Raw genomic sequence first — 20,900 nt, 5'->3', positions numbered from 1 at the left:
ACAAGGACGGCACCATGATGCTGCTCGGCGACGCCAAGAAGATGACCGAGGAAATCGTCAAGGCCATGGACCACTGAGATACGCTCAGCAAGGCGATGAAGCGGGAACGGCTCCAGCCCCTCCAAGCCTGCTCATTCCAACGCGGCGCAGTCTGGCTTTGCGGCTAAGATATCCTTCCTCGGCCGAAGCGGCGATATGTGGGTGTAGCGAAAGATTCTCAATCGCTACCTCGTGTGGCACCCGGTTCACCATCTGGTGGGAGTAGAAGGGCACGGGCTCTTGACACCTATACCGCACAGCCTTCTTGTCTGGCGCGGCTTTCCGGGGAACCGCCGGATCCGGAATCGTACGTCAGGCAGGCCGCTCTGCGGACCAAGCCGACAGCCGGATTCGGCATGCGCAAGCCGGCGTCCATTGTGCTCAAGGGTCTGGTGCGACAGGTACGTTCAATGAACCCAAAGCTTACAGACTCACACTCACTCTTGTCGTCCATGGCCGATGCCGGACTGGCGAGCCGCGAGGCTACGCGGGGCCTTTTCGGTGAGAGCACGGCCTCGCGAGCCTCCGACCTGCACCGCCTGATCGAAGCGCAGATCGTCGACGCCGATGCCCTCGCGGGCTTCCTGTCGTCCCACTATGGCGTGCGGCTTCTCGACCGGCAGCAGCTCGCAGACTACAGGCCCGTCGCGCAGAATCTCTCAAACCGATTCCTTGTGGAGAACTGGATCGCGCCGCTCACGACGCCGGACGGGAGCGCCGTCATAGGGGTTCTCCACCCCGGAGATGCAGACCCGATAGAGGCGCTTCGATCCGTTCTCGACGGTGACGCTGAGATCTGCGTGGTTCCCGCACCCGATCTGGAATCCTGCCTCGAACGCCTTTCCGGCACCCAGGATGTTGCCCAGGCCACCGGCGAAGGAGCAACCTCCGAAGCGGCTATCGCAAGCTTGCGCGATCTCGCCAGCGGCGCGCCGGTCGTGGTTGTCGTCGACGACATCTTCAGGCGCGCGCTCGACCTTCGGGCAACCGACATCCATCTCGAACCGATGCGCGGACGACTCGTGATGCGGTTCCGCATCGACGGCGTCTTGCGGATTATGCCTCCGCCGCCGCCCGAAATGGGCGATGCGATCGTGTCGCGCATCAAGGTTCTCGCCGGCCTCGACATCACGGAGCGCCGCAAGCCTCAGGACGGTGCGATGCGCCTTCCCATCGGCGACCGCGAAGTCGAACTGCGCGTTGCCACGCTCTCTTCCATCCATGGCGAGACCGTCGTCATGCGCATCCTGCACCGCGACAGCGTCCTGCTCGATTTCGCGGGCGTGGGCCTGGATGACCAAGAACGGCAGACGCTGAACCGGCTCCTTGAGCACACCCACGGAATGATCGCCGTCGCAGGCCCGACCGGCAGCGGCAAGACGACGACGCTCGCCGCCGCGCTCTCGAGGCTAAACGATCCGGGCCGCAAGATCGTGACCATCGAGGATCCTGTAGAGTACCAGATCCCCGGCATCGTGCAGTCGCAGATCAATACGGCTGTCGGCATCACCTTCTCGTCCGCGATCCGGACGTTCGTGCGCCAGGACCCCGACGTGATTCTGGTTGGCGAGATCCGCGACGGCGAGACCGCACGCGCCGCCGTCCAGGCAGCGCTCACCGGACACCTCGTCCTCACCACCGTCCACGCGAATACCGCGGCGGCCGCGTTTACGCGCATGCGCGACCTGGGCGTCGAGAGCTATCTGCTGGTCGGCGCCGTACGCGGCATCATCTCCCAACGCCTGTTGCGGCGGCTCTGCGATCACTGCAAGCAGGAAGAAATTCTTGCAACCGAGACTTTCTCGTCCGACTCGCGTTACCAGGCCGTCGGGTTTTCACCGGGCCAGAGGGTGTTCAATGCGGTGGGCTGCGGCCGTTGCAACGGCACGGGCTATCGCGGCCGCATCGCCGTGTTCGAGATCCTGGTCCTCGACGAGGCGATCACCGAGCTCGCTTCACAAGGGGCGGACCACTCCAGGATAGAGGCGCTCGCGCTGGCACGGGGCATGAGCACGATGGCGCATGACGGCGCCAGGAAGGCAGGGCAGGGTCTCACCTCGCCGGCGGAGGTGCTCAGGGTAACCGGATTTCGCTGAGCGCATCCGTCGACGCACGTGCTTGCGTCCGAACTTCGGCTCGCGGTCCGACGCTACTGCGCACCCATCGATCCTTATTGCCCGCCTTGCTCGCCCTCATAGGGTTCGATGCTTTCGCCCTCCAAAAGATAGCCTGAGGCAACGCCGTCTGAGCCGTCTACGAAGGAGAGCTCTTTTTTCTCGGACTGCACCCGCATCGTGCCCGTTACCATGACGGCGTCGAACACGGCTTTCGGCGCGTACGGAGCGGAGGACTTTATGTAGATCACCTGGTTCGGCGGCGGCGGGGGCTCATGAATGCAGGCACCGAAATAGGGAACGAGCAGGAACTCGGTCGTGCCGGCCGGGTCGAAATCCAGCGGCAGCAGATAGCCGGCGATGGATACGCGCTCGCCGTCATGCTTCGTCTCGGTGAGCGTTCCACGCCGCTCGATCTCTGTCGCCCAGGCGACGTATCGGTCGTAGAGCGCATCGAGATCGACGCCCTGCTTCGCGAGTTTCTCCCTGTCGGCATCGACCTTCTTCTTGGCTTCTTCGCGCTGAAGCGCGAACTCCTCGCTCAGCTCGCCCGATGGGTGACCCTTCCAGTAAAAGACATCCTTCAATGCCACCTGCTGCTCGTACGGGAGTTCATCCGGGGAAAATGACAGCGGTTCTGTCGGAGGGACGAGCATCTCCCATTTCAGCTGCGTGACGCCGGCGCCGAATGCAGCGCTGCTGCCGAGGCTGAGAACAGCCAGGATCAGAGCGATGCAGCGGAGCATCGATCTCGCGTTGCCGAGGAAGAGTCCCGCGTGTTTCATGTTCTCACCATCATGCCGTCTGCAAGCGACATCCTGTAGGCGCTGCATGCCGGCAGTAGACCTGCCGCCACTCCGCCGATCAATATTGCCGAAAGCAAGAGCGCATCGGTCGCGGATGGAGGCTGTATGCCGATGTCGATGCCGAACTGTCTGTCGACAAGCGGGCGGGCCAACACGAGGACTGCGTATAGCGCGGCCGTGCCGATCGCGATGCCCGCCACTGTCAGCAGTGTCGCCTCTCCGACAAGCAGCCCTGCAACCGTCCGGGGTCTCGCCCCGAGCGAGCGCAAGATCGCGATCTCGCGGCGTCGTTCGTTGAGGGTCGACAGGATCATCGCCGACAGACCGAGCATGGAGGTCACGACCACCATGGCGGAGACGGCAAACAATGCCGTCTCTGCGGTCGCGACAAGTGCCCACATCTCTTGCAAGGCGAGGCCCGGCAGGACAGCTGAAAGAGGCTCGCCCCTGTATTCGTTCACCGCGCGCTGAAACCTGATGACTTGCAGGCGCGACTTCAGCCCGATGATCGCTGCTGTAATCGCCTTCGGAGGAAGCGACATCTGCCGCAGCCGATCGGCTGGCGTGACCTGACCCGGGATGCGTGAACCGGATCGCCAGTCGACATGGATTGCCTCGATGGCCTTGAGGCTGACGTGGAGGGATTTGTCCACCGGTGTGCCGGTCCGTGCCAGAATGCCGGAGACGCGAAACGGAAGATCGTCATGCTGCGACCCGAGGGAGCCCATGCCGTGCGCCACGGTGATCTTGTCGCCGATATCATAGCCAAGCCGCGCCGCGACCTCCGAGCCAAGGACGACATCGAACAGGTCTTGGAACGGAGTGCCCGCAGCAAACGTCAGAGCCTGGCCGCCGCGATACTGGAAGTGCTCGAAATAATCCTGTGTCGTCCCGATGACGCGAAAGCCGCGATGACTGTCGCCCAGGGACAGTGGAATTGCCCATTCGACCTCCGGGCGTGAAACGATGTCTTCGTAGCTGCGCCACGTAACGTTGTTGGTGGCGTTGCCGATGCGGAACACGGAATAGAGAAGGAGCTGCATGGCGCCTGACCTTGCACCGATGACCAGATCCGCCCCCGACACGGTGCCGGCAAAGCTGTCTCTCGCTCCGCTGCGTACCTTCTCGACGCCGAGCAGCAGCATGACGCTGACGGAGATTGCAAGGACCGTCAGCAAAACCGTGATCCAGCGGTTGCGCAGGGATTGCAGGGCCAGGCGGGCGACGATCATCTCGTATCGCCCTGGCGTTTCGACGTGGTCAGAATATCGGTGAGCTGGACGACCCGCGTAAAATGTCGCGCCAGACGTCGGTCGTGGCTTACCATGATCAGGGTTGCCTTCGTGGCGTCGATCTGACCGAACAGCAGGTCGAGAAAATCCTGCTGCCTATCATCGTCGAGCGCCGATGTCGGCTCGTCGGCGACAATGATCTCGGGTGAGCCGATGAGCGCCCGCGCCGTCGCGACGCGTTGTTGCTGACCGACGCTCAAGGTGGCCGCCGTCTGCTGTCCGATGTCCGCCGGAAGTCCCAGGGCCGACAAAAGGCGTCGGGCTTCGCCCTCCATGCCGCCCGCGGCCGTTGCGCGGGCGCGTCGTCCCGGTGCGAAGCTGAGCGGCAACAGCACGTTGTCGATGACGGCGCCGTAGGGAAGAAGATTGAACATCTGGAAGATGATGCCGAAATGTTCGGCCCGGAAGCGATCGCGCCCGCTGCTGCCCAGTCCATCAAGCCGTTGACCGAGGATTTCCAGGCGTCCGGCCTGCGCCAGCACGATGCCGGTCAACAGGCCGAGCAGCGTCGACTTTCCGCTACCTGACGGGCCGAGCAGCAGGAGCCGCTCGCCGCGGGACACCTCGAATTCGTCGATCGAGAGGTCAAAGGCGTCACGCGCGTTCCATCTGTACGCGACACCGCGCAAGCGCACGGCGTCTGTAGCGGCATGCGCGTTCACTCACATTTCTTCCAGACGGGACAACGCGCGGTTCACCTCGTAGGCAGTCTCCCCATTGGCATTGATGGCCGTCACGTCGAGTTTCTCGGCCTCGGGAAAGCGATCGAAGAACGGGAAATAGATCGACGTGATTTGGGCGGCGTCCGCGCAGGCAAGCGCGTAGGTTGCACGAAACTCCGTGTGACGGCCCTCGTGCTCTTCTCCTTCCGCGCTATGGTCGGTCTCCGCCGCGGCGTCATGGTCCTCGTGCTCTCCCGCAACCATTCTGACATCGGCGGAGGTGACGGTGCAGTCCGCCGGCTCGGGCAATACGAAGAGCTTGAACGGTTCCCTCAAGTCGGCGAGCGCGACCTCGACAGCTTTCTTTTCCCTGGCGGTCTCGGCTTCGTATTCAAACCCGACGATATCCATGCCCGGGGCGGAGAATTCCATCTGAACATTGTTCGCCTCCGTTACGAGCGTCAATGTCCCTTGTCCGTGGACGTGTGGACCAAGCTCGCGGTGTTCCTCTTCTGCATATGCGGCCGAAGCAATAATGAGCATGCCAGCGGCAACTCCTGTCGCGGCGTAGTGATGCAATCCCATCTCTCTCCCTCCGAATTCGATGTTGTCAGTCGCCGCCGTCGACAGGTGCCGGCGTGTGGCTCAAGCGCGAGCGGTGGCGCCCGGCGCTACACCATCCTGGACAATTCGGTGCTGATCTTTTGCGCCGTTTGACGCACCAGCCTTGCGCAGAGCTCGTGGCGCCGCGCGTCGTGCCGATACACCGGCATGCTGATGCTGACCGCTCCGACCGGTTCACCCGAACGATTGAAGATCGGGCTGCCGAGACAGCGGATATCCGGTTCGTTCTCCTCGTCATCGAACGCGAACCCTTGCTCGCGCGTCCGCTTCAACTCATCGAACAGCGCTTCGGGTGTCGTGAACGTGTTGGCGGTATGGCGTCTCAGATCCAGGCTCTTGATGACTTCCAACAGCCGCTGGTCTGGCAGACCAGACAGCCACGCCTTACCCACGGATGTCGAGTGAAGTTCAACCTGGCCGCCAATGCTGGTTTTCATCTGAACCCTGCTGGAGCCCACCAACTTGTCTATGTAGACCATCCGGTTGTTGCTGGGCACCGCAAGGTGCACCGCCTCATCCGTTGCGTCGCGAAGTGATTCCAGAAAGTCCCTTGCGATCGTCCGCAAGTCGGAGTCCTCCCAGGTCTTGGCAGCGAGCTGGAGGAGGCGTGGCCCCAGGCGAAACGTTCCGCCCTCTCCTGAATGCGTGACGAGTCCCTCCGCGACGAGCGCCGAAACGAGGCGGTAGACCGTACCGCGGGGAAATGGCGCGCGCTTTGTCAGTTGGGCGATGTCCAGTGTTCCGGGGGCATCGGCGATGATCTGCAGCACCACGATGAACTTCGAGAACGAGGCGGCTCCCTGCACGTGAGTAGGAGCTCTCTCATCGGCTTCGTCCTGAAGCTCACTTAGGCCCATGGCGCATCTCCTTGCAAGCTTGACAACGAAACATGGTGGTACTACACGGTTTTGGACAAGCTGTCCATATTGTAGTCAGCGTTCGTAGCTCCGGTTCTAACCGTGTGATCGAGGAGGATCAACGGCAAATGCACTTGTGGCGAATTTGAACGCATCGGGACGTCCGTATCTTCCGCGAGAGGGTATGGGAATTTCTGTGGGAGAGGAAGCAGATGACCAAAAAAGGATACTGGGTTGCAATGGTCGATATTGCGGACCAGGAGGGCTATAAAGAATACATTGCCTTGAACAAGGCAGCGTTCGACAAATACGGGGCGTCCTTCGTCGTTCGCGCGGGAACGAGCCAGGTCATGGAGGGCCCTCCCGCGAACCGCCTGGCGGTCATCGAGTTCAAGGACTACGAGACCGCTCTCGCCTGCTACAATTCTCCAGAGTATCAGACGGCGATCAAGGCCCGCGAGAAGCATGCCAAGGCACATCTGGCCGTGGTGGAAGGTGTCTGACACCGGAAGCTCGCCCGGGACCTCCTGTCATACTGGTTGCAGGAATCGTTGCCTTTACCCATGCGCTGTTCGACCGGATGAGCAGGACAGGCCTTCATCACGCGATTGGGCGTTTCTACCCCATCAGCGTGCTGGAGGCTCCCTGCTCACGGTCTCCGGATTCTCGTCAGAGTGCCGCAAGGATCGATGCATGCGCGCACAACCTTTTGGGAGCAGTTATGACCACGCCGTTACAGTGGCTTTTCAAGGCTTTTGACGTCTTCGTCGTCGTCGGCATGGCCGTCATCAGCATCCTAATCTTTACAAATGTCGTGCTACGTTACGGCTTCAGCTCAGGCATTCCGTTTGCCGTTGAAGTCTCCCGTGTGGTCCTCGTCTGGGTCATATTTATGGGATCCGTGGTGGCCTTGGCCAAGGGCGCGCATCTCGGCGTCGAGTCGTTGGTTGTCCGGTTGCCTCGAAGGGCGCGCTTCGCCTGCTTTCTTGTTTCATACGGCCTGATGCTCTGGTGCTGCTGGCTCATGGGACAGGGCAGCTTGTCACTCACCATCATCGAGTGGGGCAACGTCCTGGCACTGTCGGGAATTCCCGTGGGCGCCATCTACGCCGCGGGGCTCGTCTCTGCCATCCTGATGGCTCTGGTTCTCCTCCTTGATCTCTGGCGCTCGCTGCGCGGCATCCTGCCCGCCCCCTGGTCGGGGGTGGAGCATGTTGAGCCGCTGCCGGTCGTGCCCCCCGCGCTTGTTTCGGAGAAAGTACCGTGAGCGGCTTGGTCTTTATCGTTTCCCTCCTTGGTGCAATGGGCATCGGGATTCCAATCGCCTTCGCCCTGATGCTGTCGGGCGTCGCGATGATGATGCTGATGGGAAATCTGGATGCACAGATTCTGGCGCAGCGGCTGGTCAATGGCGCTGACAGCTATCCGCTGATGGCGATCCCGTTCTTTCTCATTGCCGGCGAACTCATGAACGCCGGCGGCCTCTCCCGCCGCATCGTCAACGTGGCGTTGGCGCTCGTCGGTCACATACGTGGCGGCCTCGGTTACGTGGTCATCGGCACTGGCTTGGTGCTTGCCAGCGTCTCCGGATCCGCAATCGCGGATACAGCGACGCTCGCGGTCATGCTGGTCCCCCTGATGCGGGATGCGGGCTACCATATGGGTCGAGCCTCGGGCTTGATGTCGGCTACAGGCATTATCGCCCCTGTGATCCCGCCGTCTGTCGGGTTCATCATCCTGGGCGTCACCGCCAACATTTCCATCGTCGGCCTGTTCTTCGCCGGAATCGTGCCAGGGCTCATGATGGGGCTGAGCCTCATAATCGCCTGGTGGTTCCTCGCCAAAAAGGAAACGGCGACGGTCCGGCTCAAAATACCGCGCAGGGACCTCCCGAAAACCATCATGACCGCCGGTTGGGCGTTGATGATGCCAGCGATTATCCTGGCCGGACTGCGGTTCGGCATCTTCACCCCTACTGAGGCCGGCGTCGTTGCCGCTGCCTATGCACTGTTCGTGGGGCTGTTTGTTTATCGGGAGCTGACACCGAGGCTGCTCTATGACTCGCTGCTCGCCGCCGGGCGCTTGACAGCAGTGATCATGCTGTTGGTGGCTGCTTCCATGATCTCCGGCTTCATGCTGACGATTTCCAATATGCCCGCCCAGCTCGTCAGTCTCCTCGGTCCATTCATCGACTCGCCGATCCTGCTGATGGGTATGATCGTTCTGGCTGTCTTCATCGTCGGCACGGCGCTCGATTTCGCACCCTGCATCACCATTCTGGTGCCCATCCTCATACCGCTCGTTAATGCGGCCGGCATCGACCCGGTCTATTTCGGGGTCATCTTCATGATGGTCAACGCGGTCGGCATGATCACGCCTCCTGTCGGAACGGTCCTCAACACAGTGTGCGGAGTCAGCGGAGTTTCAATGGAGGAGGCTACAAAGGGTGCCATGCCTTACCTTGTGGCCCAGATGATCCTCATTTTGCTGCTGGTTCTGTTTCCGGCACTGGTGAGCGTGCCAGCGTCATGGTTGCATTGAGGTTCGGAACGTCGGGAGTTGGACTGGACATTCGACGATGGCTTTTCCGCCGATGCGATACAGGGTCTCGACGAGGACGTCGGCGGAGCCCCGGTGCGGGGCGAGTTGCAACCGCTGGCGCATGTCAATGTCGAATCGCTGCACATGTTCGAGTTCCTCACCTGCCTCGGGCTGACCGAGGTCGACGAGGTGTATGGTGTCCAAGCAGGAAGCAGAAAGCGTGCTTTGTGGTTTTCAAGCGTCATAGAACGGTACTTCCGCGAGGGGCCGGGCGTAGGCTTGGGTTGGGTGTGTAGGTGAGGGTAGGTCGGCAAGGCAGCGCTCCAAATGCCTGTTCCGTGTGGGTTCGCAGAGGCGCGGCGGCCTGTGTCTTGGCGGTAGTGGCCGCGTGTACCTCCACCGGTGACTATCTTGAAGATACTGCCACGCGACCGGATCCCCTGGACAAAGCCGCGAACGCGGATTTGAGTGCGCGCAAGCCGTCCGGTGGCGGTTTTTTATCAAGTCTCGGCTTCGGCCGCACGCAGGGCAACCGGCAAGGTGAAGTATACTACGGCTACCAACAGCAGCTGACTGCCGGCGAGCGCAAGTCGCTCGAGCGGCTGAGCGGCGAAACATTCGAGGTCAACCTCGAGGACGCCGAGATCAAGGTGGCCGCGCGGAACGTGCTCGGCGAAGTGCTCGGCATCGGCTATTCCATCGATCCGAGGGTAACCGGGCGCGTCTCGATCACGACGTCGAAGCCTACGCCGGCTCCGGAAATCCTCAACTTGTTGGAGTCCGCGCTGCGCAGCAGCGGCGTGGCCATGTTGCGCGAAGGCGACCGTCTGCGGCTGGTGCCAGCGAGCGAAGCTCTTGGAGTGGCCGAGCTCGACCGGGGCACCACCATCCAGCCGGGCTATGCCGTCACGGTGTTGCCGCTGAAAAACGTTTCCGCCAGCACGATCCTGCCGCTGCTCGAAAACTTCGTCGCTCGTCCCGGCATGGTGCGCGAGGATCCCGGCCGCAACGCGCTGATCTTCCAAGGTACGGCCGCGGAGCGAACGGCAGCGATCGAAGCGGCGCGGTCTTTCGACCAGGATTGGCTGGGGGACCAGTCGGTCGGGATTTTCCCAGTCAACAATTCCAGCGCGGCGGCGATGATGCCCGAGCTGACCCGCGTGCTCGACATCGGGGAGGGCGGTCGAGGAGGCAACACGATCAGGGTCCAGCCGATCGAGCGCAGTAACGCGATTCTGGTGGTTGCGAAGACGCGCAACCAGTTGCAGCGCGCGGCGAGCTGGATCGAGCGGCTCGACCGGATGGACGCGTCTGCTTCCAATTTGCGGGTGTACAAGGTCCAGCACCTGGAGGCGGGGCGCCTGGCCAGCATGGTGAACCAGATATTCAACAACGGTTCCGCTTCCGCACCGCCCGAGGATCCGGCCTCGCAGTTTCCGCCCGGCTCGCAGGCCGACAACCAGAACCAGGGCGCAAATGGTACGCAGCCGGCCAATGCGACGCCGGATCAGCGCATGGCGGATGAACTGCCGACCGCGGTCGGGGCGGAAAACACGAGCTCATCGCAAGGCGGCGTCCGCATCACAGCGAACCCGGAAAACAACACCATTCTCATCTACGCGCGGCCCGACCAGCAGCGGCTGATCGAACAGGCGCTCACGGCGCTCGACCGGCCGCAGGAGCAGGTCGCCATCGAAGCGACGATCGCCGAGGTGACCCTGACTAACGACTTGCGCTATGGAGTGCAGTTTTTCCTGGATTCCAACGATCTTGGCCTGGGCGGCAACAAGGGATCGGTGGGATTGTTCCAGGAAGCCGGCAAGGCCGTGCTGTCGCGAACGCTTCCAGGCTTCAACCTTCTGCTCGGCCCCGAAACCGACCCGCGCGTTGTGATCGATGCCCTGCGCGGCGTCACCGAGGTCAAGGTGCTGTCGTCGCCATCGGTCGTCGTCCTCGACAACAAACCGGCCGTGCTACAGGTCGGTGACGAGATCCCGATCGTGACGCGCACGGCGCAGTCGGTTACCGACCCAGAGGCGCCGATCGTCAACAATGTCGAGTTCCGCAATACCGGCGTCATCCTGAACGTCCGCCCGCGCATCACGGGCAACGGCACGATCAGCCTGGTCATCGAGCAGGAGATCAGCTCCGTTCAGCGAAGCCAGGCGCAGTCGTTGACGCCGACGATATCGCAACGAAAGGTCAGCTCGACCGTGTCGGTGACCAGCGGCCAGACCGTGATGCTGGGCGGCCTGATCAGCGAACGCCAGCAGCGAGGCCGTGACGGCGTGCCGGTCCTCGGCGACCTTCCGTTGATCGGCGATGCGTTCCGGTCAAACCAGAATTCCGGGACGCGCACCGAACTCATCATCCTGATCCGGCCACAGGTCATCCGCGACAGCATGGATGCGCAAACCGTGGCCGAGCAGATGCGGTCGCAATTGCGGCTGATGAACGAACCGTCCCGTAACGTCCCGCTGCGGCGGCCGGCCAAGACGACGATCGAATGAAGCTCCTGAGGGCGCGGCGCCAGTCTACCGCCGTCGTCGCATTCGTGCTCGCCGTCGGTACCATGCCCGCTGTCATCGGAAGCTCCGCATTCGTACTCGTGTCGACGCTTGCGTTATGCCTTCTGGTCGCGGCAATCGCGGTCCATGACCTTGCGTCTTTGCTCATTCCTGACCGCTATACGGCAGGCATCCTGGTCGTCGCGCTCGCCGACTGGTGGTTCGAGGCGGGCGATTTCGCAACGCTGGTCTGGAGCATCGGATATGGGGCTGCGCTGATGGCCCTGTTGTGCCTGTTCGAAGTCGCTTACGGAAGGCTGCGCGGCCGCGACGGCATCGGCTTCGGGGACATCAAGCTCATCGGTGTATCCGCCGTTCTGGTTGGGCTGGCCGGCGTCGGTGCCCAGATTGTGCTTGCTTCGGTCGCGGCTCTCCTCTTCAGCGTCATCCGTGCGGTTCGCCTGCGCCGCCCGCTTCGGGCCGCGGCGCGGGTTCCGTTCGGAACGTTTCTTGCGCCGGCACTAGTCATCGTCTGGGCGTGGCTGCCTCCCGCATGGTGATCGCATTGCTCAAGCCGCGGATGGCAAAATCTTGACGTTGCCGGGACGGTGGCCTCACCTTTCCTGGCGAAGCATGGGGGCCGAAATGGATCTTGCGGCGGCGAACATGAACTCGAGAACGAATCGGCGGGGTGCAATCCTCGTCAGCGTTCTGTGGATTCTGATTTTCCTGGGGTTCCTTGCCGTCATCCTGCGTATGCAGATGACCGGAGTGGTGGCCAGCGTACGCGTCACGGAAGATAAGGCGTCGGCGCGCATTCTGGCTGAAGCCGGACTGTCGCAGGCCGCGGCCGAGATTCGCGCGGGCCCGCCGGACGGTATGGGCACGCTGAGCGATCGGATATCGTCCACGATCACCCTGCCGGCCGGGGTCGCTTCCGTTTCTGCGACTAATGAAGCCTTCCGGATCGATCTCAACACCGCCGAGCGGCCGTTGATCGTTGGCGCGTTGCGAGCCGCCGGCGCCGCTCCCGCAACCGCGGACACTCTGGCGACAAAGATCATAGGCCACCGCTCCGGGCCGAATCCGCCGAACGGAGAGCCCGCCGGTTCCGCACCGCAGCAGGTTGGAAACGACACAAAGCTGTTTCAGACGGTCTCCGAACTCGCCGCCTTCCCGGGAATAACGCCCGACATGGCCATCGCCATCGAACCCTATGTCACCGTCTCCTCCGGCCTGGCCGGCGTTCGCCTGGAAGCGCTCGATGATGCACTGCTGGGCGACATTCCCGGCCTGTCGCCGTCGGTGCGAAAGGCGATCAATGATTTCCACGCCGGTCGCCTGTCGCGCAAGCAACTCGAGCAGTCGCTGGCGGGGGTGACCTTCAACACGCTGGCGCAGGCACCGAGCTGGCGCGTCGATCTCAAGACGACACTGCAGTCGGGCTACAGCGAATCTTTCGAGGCATTGATGTTTGTCTCGAACGCTGACGAGGCACCCTACAGAGTGCTTGGCTGGCGTCGCGCGGCGATTGAGCTGGAATGAATGCTCGTGCGGCGCCGGCGGCTGGCCCGGGGCCTCAAAGCCCCCCGGACACCGTGATCAGGGTGCCTGTCATGAACCCGGCACCGGAAGACGCAAGCATCAGGGCTGCGCGTGCGATGTCATCAGGCTCCGCGATGCGCCCCATGGGGGTTGCCGCCGCAATCCTGGCTGGCCGCTCGGGATTTCCGCCCTGCGTGTGTATCCGTGTGTTGGTGGTCCCGACACGGATCGCATTGACGCGGATGCCCTCCTGCGCCAGCTCTTTGCCCGCCCCGAAGGTGATCGATTCCACGGCCCCTTTGGTGGCGGCGTAGTGAACATATTCGTTGGGGCTGCCGAGAAAGGCGGCCAGCGACGACATGTTCACGATGGTCCCGCCTTGGCCGCCCCTGCGGGTGGACATGCGACTCGCGGCCTCCTGAATACAGTACATGACACCGAAGACGTTTATCCTGAAGGCGGTTTCCAGAACCGCAGGCTGCAACTCCTCTATCCTGCCGGCTTTCCCAATGATCCCGGCATTGTTGATCAGGCAGGTCACTCGCCCAAGTTCATCGTCGCAGGCGCTGAATAGAGCCTGTATATCCTCCCTCTTGCCCACGTCGCCCTGTACCGCGATGGCGCGGGCGCCTGCGGCCCTGCAAGCCTCAACGACCTCGGACGCCGCGGCGCTGTCCGAGAGATAGTTTATACAGACATCGTAGCCTTCAGCGGCGAACAGCCTGGCCGTTGCTGCACCGATGCCGTGGCTTGCGCCCGTCACGATCACGATCGGTCTCACGGAATTACCTCCTCGGTCCTGCTTTGGAACGTTCCCGGCTTAGAAAACGGCCTCGAGGATCGCGGCGTAGTCTTCCTTGGTCAGCGGACGTGGATTGGTGGGGTGACTGTGGTCTGCAATGGCTCGCTCACAGACCCAATCGATGACGTGGCGGGGCACCCCAAGTTCGGACAGTCTGGGTGTAATGCCCAATCGACTGTTCAACTCGTCCAGTGCGTCTGCGAGGGTTGTTTCTTCAAGTCCCGCCAGGCTTTCGAGGTGGCTGACCTTCTTGGCAACTGCTTCAACTTCCACGTTCCACCGAAGGACGGTCGGCATCAGGATGGCGTTGAGCGTTCCATGATGAAGCTTCGCCTCCTTGAGACCGCCCAGCGCATGGCTCAGCGCATGGACGGCTCCGAGACCCTTCTGGAACGTCATACCGCCTTCCAGGGCGCCCATCATGAGCTCGGTCCGCGCCTCCGTGTTCGCGCCATCTGCGTAGGCGACTGGCAAAGCCTTCCAAATGCGTTTGAAGCCGTCGGTGGCAATTGCCTCGGCAGGCGGATTATAGCGGGGGGAAAGGTAAGTCTCGATACAATGCGACAGTGCGTCGAGCCCTGTCGAGGCCGTCAGAGCCGGGGGAAGCTCCATTGTCAACCCCGGGTCACAGATCGCCCTGCGCGGGATGAGGTGCGGGCTGATAAATCCGAGCTTCCGGCCGTCATCCAGTGTGATCAGTGCCGCGCGCCCGACTTCCGACCCCGTGCCCGCCGTTGTCGGGATGGCTACGAGCGGCGCCACCGCGCCCGTGATGCGTGCCACCCCGCCCAGGATCGCTGCATAACGCTCAAGTTCACCATCGTGCGTGGCGAGCAGCGCCACGCCCTTGGCCAGGTCGATCGGAGAGCCTCCGCCGATCGCCACTACCCCATCGCAGCCGCCTTGCCTGTAGAGCGCGAGACCGGCAGCAACTGCGCTCTCAGTCGGGTTGGAGGGAACGTCCAGGAAAATCGGCGCTGTTCTCAGGAACTCGAAAACCGGACGCTCAAGCAAACCAGCGGATTTGATGCCGTGATCACTGATCACCAAAGGGCGGGACACGCCGAGTTCCCGCAAGATCTCTCCTAATGACCCGGCCGCTCCAAGCCCGAAATTGATATTCGTAAGGTAGTTTATATTGTTCACGCTGCCACTCCTTGACATTCCGCACATGCATCGTTGCAGCCACCGTCTGGCATTCGGCACATTTCGTGCAGCCGGTGAAAACGAACGCGCGACCGTTTTGGAATCACTAGTCCATAATATGGACACTATGCCCAAGCATTAGGGGGAACTGCACACTTGTCAAGCTCCACCTTGTGGTTGCGGCGTTCCCGCCGTCTTGACAAAGAGGTTGCGTGCCCCTATCCAATTTTTTTGGGCAGATTGACCATATTATGGTCAGATCTACGGCGACCTTGGAGGTGCCGCGAACTCGAAGCTAAAATCAAGTCGCGGCTCACTATCGGGCATTGCGCAATCCAAGGGCCTCCCGTGCGAAACCCTGATCCACCTGCGGCGATACGCGCCGGCAGTGACCCCCCGCGAATCGGAAGGAAAACCGTTGTCGAAACCCGCCGCCACCGTGCTGATACCAGGCTGGATGCACGAGCATGCCCGGCAAATGCTCGGAACGCATTTCAACTTGGTCGAAACCCCTGACTGTAACATTCACGTCCGTCTGTCCCCGGAGGTAAGGACTTCGATTCGTGGCGTGGCTTGTCGCGCCAGAATCGATCGGCAGTTCATCGACGCCCTCCCCAACCTCGGGATCATCGCCAGCTACGGCGTCGGCTATGACGCGGTGGATGCTGCCTACGCACGCAGCAAGAACATCGTCGTCACGAACACACCTGATGTCCTGAACGAGGAGGTCGCCGATCTCACGCTGGGGCTCCTTATCAGCGTCGTACGTGAGATACCCAAGGCGGTGGCCTTCGTTCGCGAGGGCCGCTGGAAAGCATCGGACTACCCGCTCAGCCGCCTGACGCTCCGCAACCGCAGGGTCGGCATCTACGGAATGGGGCGGATCGGTCGCTGCATCGCCCGGCGAATTGAGGCATTCGGGCTGCCTATTGCCTACCACAGCCGGCGCCCGGCGGACGGAGTCACTTACGACTATTTTCCTTCACTGCTTGAACTTGCCAGTGCCGTCGACGTGCTCATCTCCATCGTTCCCGGCGACCCGTCGACTGCGAGAAGCGTTAATGCCGAGGTGCTGTCCGCGCTCGGGCCCGACGGCGTGTTCATCAATGTGGGCCGCGGAACCGTCCTCGACGAGGATGCGCTGATCACTGCGCTAGGCACGGGTACCATCGCGGCGGCCGGCCTCGACGTGCTCGCGGATGAACCCAATGTTTCCGACGACCTGCTGGCGCTCGACAATTTGACGATTCTGCCGCACATCGGTTCGGCGTCGGTCAGCACGCGCACCGCAATGGCGGATCTGGTGGCCCAGAACGTGATCGCCTGGTTCCGGAGCGGAGCGGCGCTCACACCCGTACCCTAGGCGGTATCCGACCGCTCACCGGGCCTCGAATACCGCCAACGGCGGGAGCAGCCCCAACGTTAGCCCAAGTGAAAAACGTATCACCAAGAAACGCGGCGAAGAAGCGTTGACAATTTGTTATGAGTCTGCCCATCATAAGCATTGGACATCTTGTCCATATTATGGACGCACCCAGTTGGACGTTTTGGTTCTGGGGCACGATGTCGAGATCGATCAACTAGAAAGCGGAGGAGAATGAAATGAAGTTGTGGAAAAGCGGACTGGCCATGATGGCCGCGCTGGCGATCGGGGGGGTAGCTACCACGGGTGCTCTCGCACAGGCTGTGTTTACGTGGACGCCGAGAACGGTGGCGCCGGCTCCATACAAGGCCCCGAACAAGCCGCGTACGACGCTCGCCGAAATCCGCGCCAAGATGTCGCCCGCGAATCAGTCCAAGACCTGGCACCAGAAGGTCGTCAGCGACCAGCAGCTGCAGGCTTCATGGGTGCAGTTGGCGGTCGGTGACCAGTCGCCGGCCATGTTCATATCGGACACACGCGCTGCCTTCATTGTTTGGGAGGGATCTATCGAGTTCACGATCGCCGGCCAGGCTCCGTTTATCGCGACCAAGAGCTCTATGGTCCAGGTGCCCCCGCGGACGCAGTTCCAGATGAAGAACGTCGGCTCGGTGCCGTCCCTGCACTTTGAGGTCTTCACCGCGGACGCCAGGATCACGTATCCGCAGGCGGCGGCCACCTTGCCGAAGCCTCGGCCGGGATTCACCTGGCAATTGACGCGGCAGGATCCGGGCCCAGAACCCCTTAACCCCCCTGGGCAGACGAGCAATGTGACGACCAGGAATTTCATCGCTCAGCCCGGCGCGTTCGAATTCGTGAAAGCTCCTGGCCTGTTCGTTAACGCGATCCGCGGCAGCGCGTTCAATTGCAATATGCAATCCCCCACGACGCTCGGACACAGGCACATCAACTATGGTGAATTCTGGTTCATCATGGAAGGTCAGATTCAATACAACATCGAAGGCGTGGACCCCTTCGTCTCGGAAGTTGGCGATATCGTCTACGTCCCGGCCGGCCGCTGGCATTCGGCAGCGAACTATTGCCCGGGGAACGACACCCGGGTTGCCATCAATCCCTTCCCGACCGGTACGCATAACTGGCCCCCGACGGCCAGCCAGCCCAATCCTCCGGTGCCCCCGGTCTCGGGCAGGGGATGGCTGGATTGATCTTGCCGATGGCCCGTCCTCATCGAGGGCGGGCCGCTGGTCTCGATCGCCTTTGGTGAAGAGGCGGGCAACGGTCTGGTCAGGTCTGGTGGTGCGTCCGTCGTAACTGCGGCCCTGGATATGACACCGCCGGTCGGCGTCCCCTCGACACCGCGCTTAGCATAGAAACATACCCTTTGCTTCCGTGGGCAAGGACGGAATTCTCGCACTGCCGGTCCTGTTTCCCCTACTGGTGACAGTCCCTGCGTGGTGGTTCCAGCGAACCAATTCTTGGGAGGTTTAAACTATGAAAATTCTACTTCTAGCTGCCGCATTGGCAGGGGGACTTTTGGCTGCCGCCCCGGCCATGGCTGAGAATCCGCGCCTGGGTTACGTACCCACGGAAGATCATCCGGTCGGACAGGCTGCTCGTTATTTTGCGAAGCTGGTGGAAGAGAAAACCGGTGGTCGCATCAAAATCGACACGTTCGGCAACGGGTTGCTCGGTAGCGAGCCCGAAATGCAGTCGTCGGTTCAGGCCGGCTTCATCGACATCATGGTTGGCCCAACGCCGAACCTGGTCGGTGTCGTTCCGGAATTCATGATCTACGACCTTCCGTTCTTCTATAAGGACTTCGCCGCGGCGGATGCCGTCATGGACGGCGATGTCGGCAAGGAGCTTTTTGCTAAGCTGCAGGAAAAGACCGGCATGGTTGGTCTGGCGTGGTGGGACAACGGTTTCCGCCACATGACGAACAAGGTTCGGCCGGTCAACACGGTGGAGGATATGGCCGGCATCAATATCCGGGTCATACCGAACCCGCTGTTCATCGCGACCTGGACGGCTCTGGGAACCAATCCGACGCCGCTTCCCTGGCCGGAGCTTTACAGCGCCCTTGAGAACGGCGCCGTCGACGGTCAGGAGACGCCGTACGCTCTGATCTATACTGCCAGGTTCTATGAGGTGCAGAAATATCTGGCCAAGACGGGCCATGTCTATACGCCGTTCGTTCTTCTTGCCAGCCAGAAGTGGTTTGGAAGCCTCTCCGAGGAGGACAAGGCAGCCGTCATGGAAGCGTCGAAGGAGTCGGCTGTCTTCCAGCGGGATCTCTCTCGCAAGGCGGCGGCGGAGTTGGAAGGGAAGCTCAAGGAGGAGGGCTTCGAGATTACCCAACCCACGCCTGAAGCGCTCGCAGCCATGAGCGAGCGCGTCGCGCCCGTGGTGAAGGAATACAGCGAGAAGATCGGCGTCGATCTTGTCGAGAAGGCCCGCGCCGAAATGGCTGCGGTCGCCAAGTAGGACTCATCTTCGTGACGCCGGAGCGCGGTTCACCGGCTCCGGCGTCATTTCGGATAAGCACCGTGCGTTTCATTTCACTCAAGCAGCACGCAGAGCGGCGGATCAGCGGCACAAGTGCATCGGGCTCTCCGTTGACCTTCGAGAAGGTCGGTGTTGCCGGTACGGCGGCCATGCTCGAGGCTGCCAGGCGAGCCGGCGGCTGCTTCTATTTACGAGCCACTGCGTGGATGCGACACAGGCCGCGCCTCCCGCGCTTGACCGCGCCAGCGTCAAGGTTCTGGTCAATCTGAACCTTCGCGCCGAGGCGCGCGACGACGCCGAGGTGGTCGGCGTGGTTCCGTCGCAAAAAACCTGCGTCACGACCGAACTGTGCATGACGGCGACCGACGGCGCCTGGTGCCGCGCCAAGTTCGGGGAGAGGACCGGGTGGATGCGCAAGTTGGCCTTGCGCCAGAACCGCTGGGCCATCGTCACCTTCGACAACTCTTGCCCCAAGCAGGGCGGCTAGACTTTCGATTCAACTGACACCTGATCCAATCACGCGGGTCAGCCGCAACAGGAAGACATGACAATGAGCGTGCATCAGAATTTTATCGCCGGCAAATGGACGAACTCGGCCGAGGCCGCCGACAACATCGATCCTTCGAACACCGCAGACGTCGTCGGTGTCTACGCTCGCGGGTCTCGACAGGACGCTGAAGCTGCCATCGCTGCGGCCAAGCAGGCGTTCAAGTCCTGGTCGCGCTCCAGCATCCAGCTCCGACACGACATCTTGCAAAAGGTTTCGACGGAGTTGTCGGCACGCAAGGAGGAACTGGGCCGATTGCTGGCGCGCGAAGAAGGCAAAACGCTGGGCGAAGCCATCGGTGAGGTCGTCAGGGCGGCCCAGATATTCGGCTTCTTCTCTGGCGAAACCCTGCGCCTGTGCGGCGAGAAACTGCCCTCCGTTCGCCCGGGCGTCGAAGTCGACATTACGCGCGAACCGGTAGGCGTCGTCGGTATAATCACGCCCTGGAACTTCCCAATCGCGATCCCTGCCTGGAAGATCGCACCGGCGCTCGCCTATGGAAACTGCGTTGTCTTCAAGCCCGCCGACCTGGTGCCTGGCTCAGCTTGGGCGCTTGCCGACATCATCATCCGGTCCGGTATTCCAGAGGGCGTCTTCAACCTGGTGATGGGCCGCGGTTCAGTCGTTGGGGATGCGCTTCTTACCAGTCGCGATGTGCATGCGATCAGTTTCACTGGCTCCGTCGCGACGGGCAGGAAGGTTGCCGCCAGCAGTGTCGAACACATGCGCAAATTCCAGCTCGAACTCGGAGGAAAGAATCCGCTCGTCATTCTGGATGATGCGGATCTCCAAACCGCTGTTGAATGTGCTGCGAACGGCGCCTTCTTCTCGACGGGTCAGCGTTGCACAGCCTCGTCCCGCCTGATCGTGACGGACAAGATCCACGATTCCTTTGTCGAAGCGCTCAAAGAGCGATTGAGCAAGCTTGTCGTCGACGACGCGCTCAAGGATGGAACGCATATCGGGCCCGTCGTGGATCAAAATCAGCTCGATCAAGACCTGTCCTACATCGCGATTGGCAAGGCCGAGGGAGCCAAGCTTGCATGGGGCGGCTCTCGACTGGAGCGGGCGGTGCCAGGCTACTACCTGCAGCCAGCGCTATTCACTGAGACGACGCCTCAGATGCGTATAAACCGTGAGGAGATCTTCGGTCCGGTTGCCTCGGTCATTCGGGTCAAGGACTATGACGAGGCACTGGCGCTTGCCAACGACACCGATTTCGGGCTCACGGCAGGAATCTGCACGACGAGTCTCAAACATGCCAGCCACTACAAGCGGAATGTCGAATCCGGGATGGTGATGGTTAACCTGCCGACCGCCGGGGTGGACTATCATGCACCCTTTGGTGGGCGGAAAGGCTCATCCTACGGACCACGCGAACAGGGCCGCTATGCCGCGGAGTTCTACACCACGGTGAAGACCGCCTACACGTTGCCCTAGGCATGTCGAGAAGGTGCTCATGCCCGAACTCAGGCCCGGCGACATCGTGATCACGGACAACGCATCGATGCCCTGTTCGATATCGAGCGCGA

The 20,900-nt window shown here is 61.8% G+C and carries 20 protein-coding genes; 13 read left to right on the top strand and 7 right to left on the bottom strand.

The window, feature by feature from the left end; translation table 11 throughout:
* The first annotated feature begins 395 nt into the window (after window positions 1-395).
* Window positions 396-2,135, top strand: coding sequence for a GspE/PulE family protein (locus tag LB532_RS28835; protein WP_140643285.1), 1,740 nt, complete (start codon window positions 396-398; stop codon window positions 2,133-2,135).
* A 74-nt stretch (window positions 2,136-2,209) separates the two neighbouring features.
* On the opposite strand, the gene LB532_RS28830 is transcribed toward LB532_RS28835, so the two are convergent.
* The 5 genes from LB532_RS28830 to LB532_RS28810 all read right to left on the bottom strand — a co-directional run bounded on the left by LB532_RS28830 (window position 2,210) and on the right by LB532_RS28810 (window position 6,394).
* Window positions 2,210-2,986, bottom strand: coding sequence for a DUF3299 domain-containing protein (locus LB532_RS28830; protein WP_140643284.1), 777 nt, complete (start codon window positions 2,984-2,986; stop codon window positions 2,210-2,212).
* Window positions 2,935-4,191: an ABC transporter permease gene (locus LB532_RS28825; RefSeq protein WP_210239932.1), complete on the bottom strand. Its 1,257-nt coding sequence runs from the start codon at window positions 4,189-4,191 to the stop codon at window positions 2,935-2,937. The genes LB532_RS28830 and LB532_RS28825 overlap by 52 nt, the downstream gene beginning before the upstream one ends.
* Window positions 4,188-4,913, bottom strand: coding sequence for an ABC transporter ATP-binding protein (locus LB532_RS28820; RefSeq protein WP_140643282.1), 726 nt, complete (start codon window positions 4,911-4,913; stop codon window positions 4,188-4,190). Before LB532_RS28820 ends, LB532_RS28825 begins: the two co-directional genes overlap by 4 nt.
* A complete protein-coding gene (locus LB532_RS28815; protein ID WP_140643281.1) occupies window positions 4,914-5,498 on the bottom strand; it encodes a DUF2796 domain-containing protein in 585 nt (194 codons plus the stop codon). It lies immediately after the preceding gene.
* A gap of 86 nt (window positions 5,499-5,584) precedes the next feature.
* Window positions 5,585-6,394: an IclR family transcriptional regulator gene (locus LB532_RS28810; protein WP_140643279.1), complete on the bottom strand. Its 810-nt coding sequence runs from the start codon at window positions 6,392-6,394 to the stop codon at window positions 5,585-5,587.
* 212 nt (window positions 6,395-6,606) lie between these two features.
* Here LB532_RS28810 and LB532_RS28805 point away from each other — a divergent pair, with 212 nt between their 5' ends.
* The 7 genes from LB532_RS28805 (at window position 6,607) to LB532_RS28775 (ending at window position 12,987) form a co-directional block, all read left to right on the top strand.
* Complete coding sequence (locus LB532_RS28805) at window positions 6,607-6,897, top strand: DUF1330 domain-containing protein (RefSeq protein ID WP_140643278.1); 291 nt, start codon at window positions 6,607-6,609, stop codon at window positions 6,895-6,897.
* Between the two features lie 218 nt (window positions 6,898-7,115).
* A complete protein-coding gene (locus LB532_RS28800) occupies window positions 7,116-7,661 on the top strand; it encodes a TRAP transporter small permease (RefSeq protein WP_181169538.1) in 546 nt (181 codons plus the stop codon).
* Window positions 7,658-8,935 (top strand): TRAP transporter large permease, encoded by a 1,278-nt coding sequence (locus tag LB532_RS28795; protein WP_140643274.1) that lies wholly within the window; start codon window positions 7,658-7,660, stop codon window positions 8,933-8,935. The genes LB532_RS28800 and LB532_RS28795 overlap by 4 nt, the downstream gene beginning before the upstream one ends.
* An 18-nt stretch (window positions 8,936-8,953) precedes the next feature.
* Window positions 8,954-9,235 carry a DUF1007 family protein gene (locus LB532_RS28790; RefSeq protein ID WP_140643272.1) on the top strand — a complete coding sequence of 94 codons (282 nt, stop codon included), beginning with the start codon at window positions 8,954-8,956 and terminating at the stop codon, window positions 9,233-9,235.
* Between the two features lie 80 nt (window positions 9,236-9,315).
* Complete coding sequence (gspD, locus tag LB532_RS28785; protein ID WP_224557536.1) at window positions 9,316-11,445, top strand: type II secretion system secretin GspD; 2,130 nt, start codon at window positions 9,316-9,318, stop codon at window positions 11,443-11,445.
* The gene (locus LB532_RS28780) at window positions 11,442-12,002 is read left to right on the top strand and encodes a prepilin peptidase (protein WP_140643268.1); all 561 of its coding nucleotides are present in this window, start codon (window positions 11,442-11,444) and stop codon (window positions 12,000-12,002) included. Before gspD ends, LB532_RS28780 begins: the two co-directional genes overlap by 4 nt.
* A gap of 106 nt (window positions 12,003-12,108) precedes the next feature.
* The gene (locus tag LB532_RS28775) at window positions 12,109-12,987 is read left to right on the top strand and encodes a type II secretion system protein GspK (RefSeq protein WP_181169535.1); all 879 of its coding nucleotides are present in this window, start codon (window positions 12,109-12,111) and stop codon (window positions 12,985-12,987) included.
* Between the two features lie 34 nt (window positions 12,988-13,021).
* On the opposite strand, the gene LB532_RS28770 is transcribed toward LB532_RS28775, so the two are convergent.
* Both LB532_RS28770 and LB532_RS28765 read right to left on the bottom strand, forming a co-directional pair.
* Window positions 13,022-13,768 (bottom strand): SDR family oxidoreductase, encoded by a 747-nt coding sequence (locus tag LB532_RS28770; protein ID WP_140643264.1) that lies wholly within the window; start codon window positions 13,766-13,768, stop codon window positions 13,022-13,024.
* Between the two features lie 39 nt (window positions 13,769-13,807).
* Window positions 13,808-14,935 (bottom strand): iron-containing alcohol dehydrogenase, encoded by a 1,128-nt coding sequence (locus tag LB532_RS28765; RefSeq protein WP_181169533.1) that lies wholly within the window; start codon window positions 14,933-14,935, stop codon window positions 13,808-13,810.
* A gap of 418 nt (window positions 14,936-15,353) precedes the next feature.
* On the opposite strand from LB532_RS28765, the gene LB532_RS28760 reads away from it, so the two are divergent.
* From LB532_RS28760 to LB532_RS28740, 5 genes are all read left to right on the top strand, one after another.
* Complete coding sequence (locus tag LB532_RS28760; RefSeq protein WP_181169531.1) at window positions 15,354-16,298, top strand: 2-hydroxyacid dehydrogenase; 945 nt, start codon at window positions 15,354-15,356, stop codon at window positions 16,296-16,298.
* Window positions 16,299-16,537: 239 nt separating this feature from the next.
* The gene (locus tag LB532_RS28755; protein ID WP_140643260.1) at window positions 16,538-17,521 is read left to right on the top strand and encodes a cupin domain-containing protein; all 984 of its coding nucleotides are present in this window, start codon (window positions 16,538-16,540) and stop codon (window positions 17,519-17,521) included.
* 286 nt (window positions 17,522-17,807) lie between these two features.
* Complete coding sequence (locus tag LB532_RS28750; protein ID WP_140643259.1) at window positions 17,808-18,800, top strand: TRAP transporter substrate-binding protein; 993 nt, start codon at window positions 17,808-17,810, stop codon at window positions 18,798-18,800.
* 223 nt (window positions 18,801-19,023) lie between these two features.
* Complete coding sequence (locus LB532_RS28745; RefSeq protein WP_140643257.1) at window positions 19,024-19,308, top strand: hypothetical protein; 285 nt, start codon at window positions 19,024-19,026, stop codon at window positions 19,306-19,308.
* Window positions 19,309-19,371: 63 nt separating this feature from the next.
* Window positions 19,372-20,808: an aldehyde dehydrogenase family protein gene (locus tag LB532_RS28740; protein WP_140643255.1), complete on the top strand. Its 1,437-nt coding sequence runs from the start codon at window positions 19,372-19,374 to the stop codon at window positions 20,806-20,808.
* The last annotated feature ends 92 nt before the right edge of the window (window positions 20,809-20,900 follow it).

The organism is Mesorhizobium sp. ESP-6-2 (assembly GCF_020164675.1).
Lineage (GTDB): Bacteria > Pseudomonadota > Alphaproteobacteria > Rhizobiales > Rhizobiaceae > Mesorhizobium.
This window is presented reverse-complemented; position numbering and strand designations above follow the sequence as displayed.

Coding starts and splice junctions, on each gene's coding strand:
- LB532_RS28830 (WP_140643284.1), bottom strand. CDS start 2,986: ATGCAGCGCCTACAGGATGTCGCTTGCAGACGGCATGATGGTGAGAAC.
- LB532_RS28815 (WP_140643281.1), bottom strand. CDS start 5,498: ATGGGATTGCATCACTACGCCGCGACAGGAGTTGCCGCTGGCATGCTC.
- LB532_RS28835 (WP_140643285.1), top strand. CDS start 396: ATGCGCAAGCCGGCGTCCATTGTGCTCAAGGGTCTGGTGCGACAGGTA.
- LB532_RS28755 (WP_140643260.1), top strand. CDS start 16,538: ATGAAGTTGTGGAAAAGCGGACTGGCCATGATGGCCGCGCTGGCGATC.
- LB532_RS28825 (WP_210239932.1), bottom strand. CDS start 4,191: ATGATCGTCGCCCGCCTGGCCCTGCAATCCCTGCGCAACCGCTGGATC.
- LB532_RS28780 (WP_140643268.1), top strand. CDS start 11,442: ATGAAGCTCCTGAGGGCGCGGCGCCAGTCTACCGCCGTCGTCGCATTC.
- LB532_RS28740 (WP_140643255.1), top strand. CDS start 19,372: ATGAGCGTGCATCAGAATTTTATCGCCGGCAAATGGACGAACTCGGCC.
- LB532_RS28750 (WP_140643259.1), top strand. CDS start 17,808: ATGAAAATTCTACTTCTAGCTGCCGCATTGGCAGGGGGACTTTTGGCT.
- LB532_RS28810 (WP_140643279.1), bottom strand. CDS start 6,394: ATGGGCCTAAGTGAGCTTCAGGACGAAGCCGATGAGAGAGCTCCTACT.
- LB532_RS28800 (WP_181169538.1), top strand. CDS start 7,116: ATGACCACGCCGTTACAGTGGCTTTTCAAGGCTTTTGACGTCTTCGTC.
- LB532_RS28805 (WP_140643278.1), top strand. CDS start 6,607: ATGACCAAAAAAGGATACTGGGTTGCAATGGTCGATATTGCGGACCAG.
- LB532_RS28775 (WP_181169535.1), top strand. CDS start 12,109: ATGAACTCGAGAACGAATCGGCGGGGTGCAATCCTCGTCAGCGTTCTG.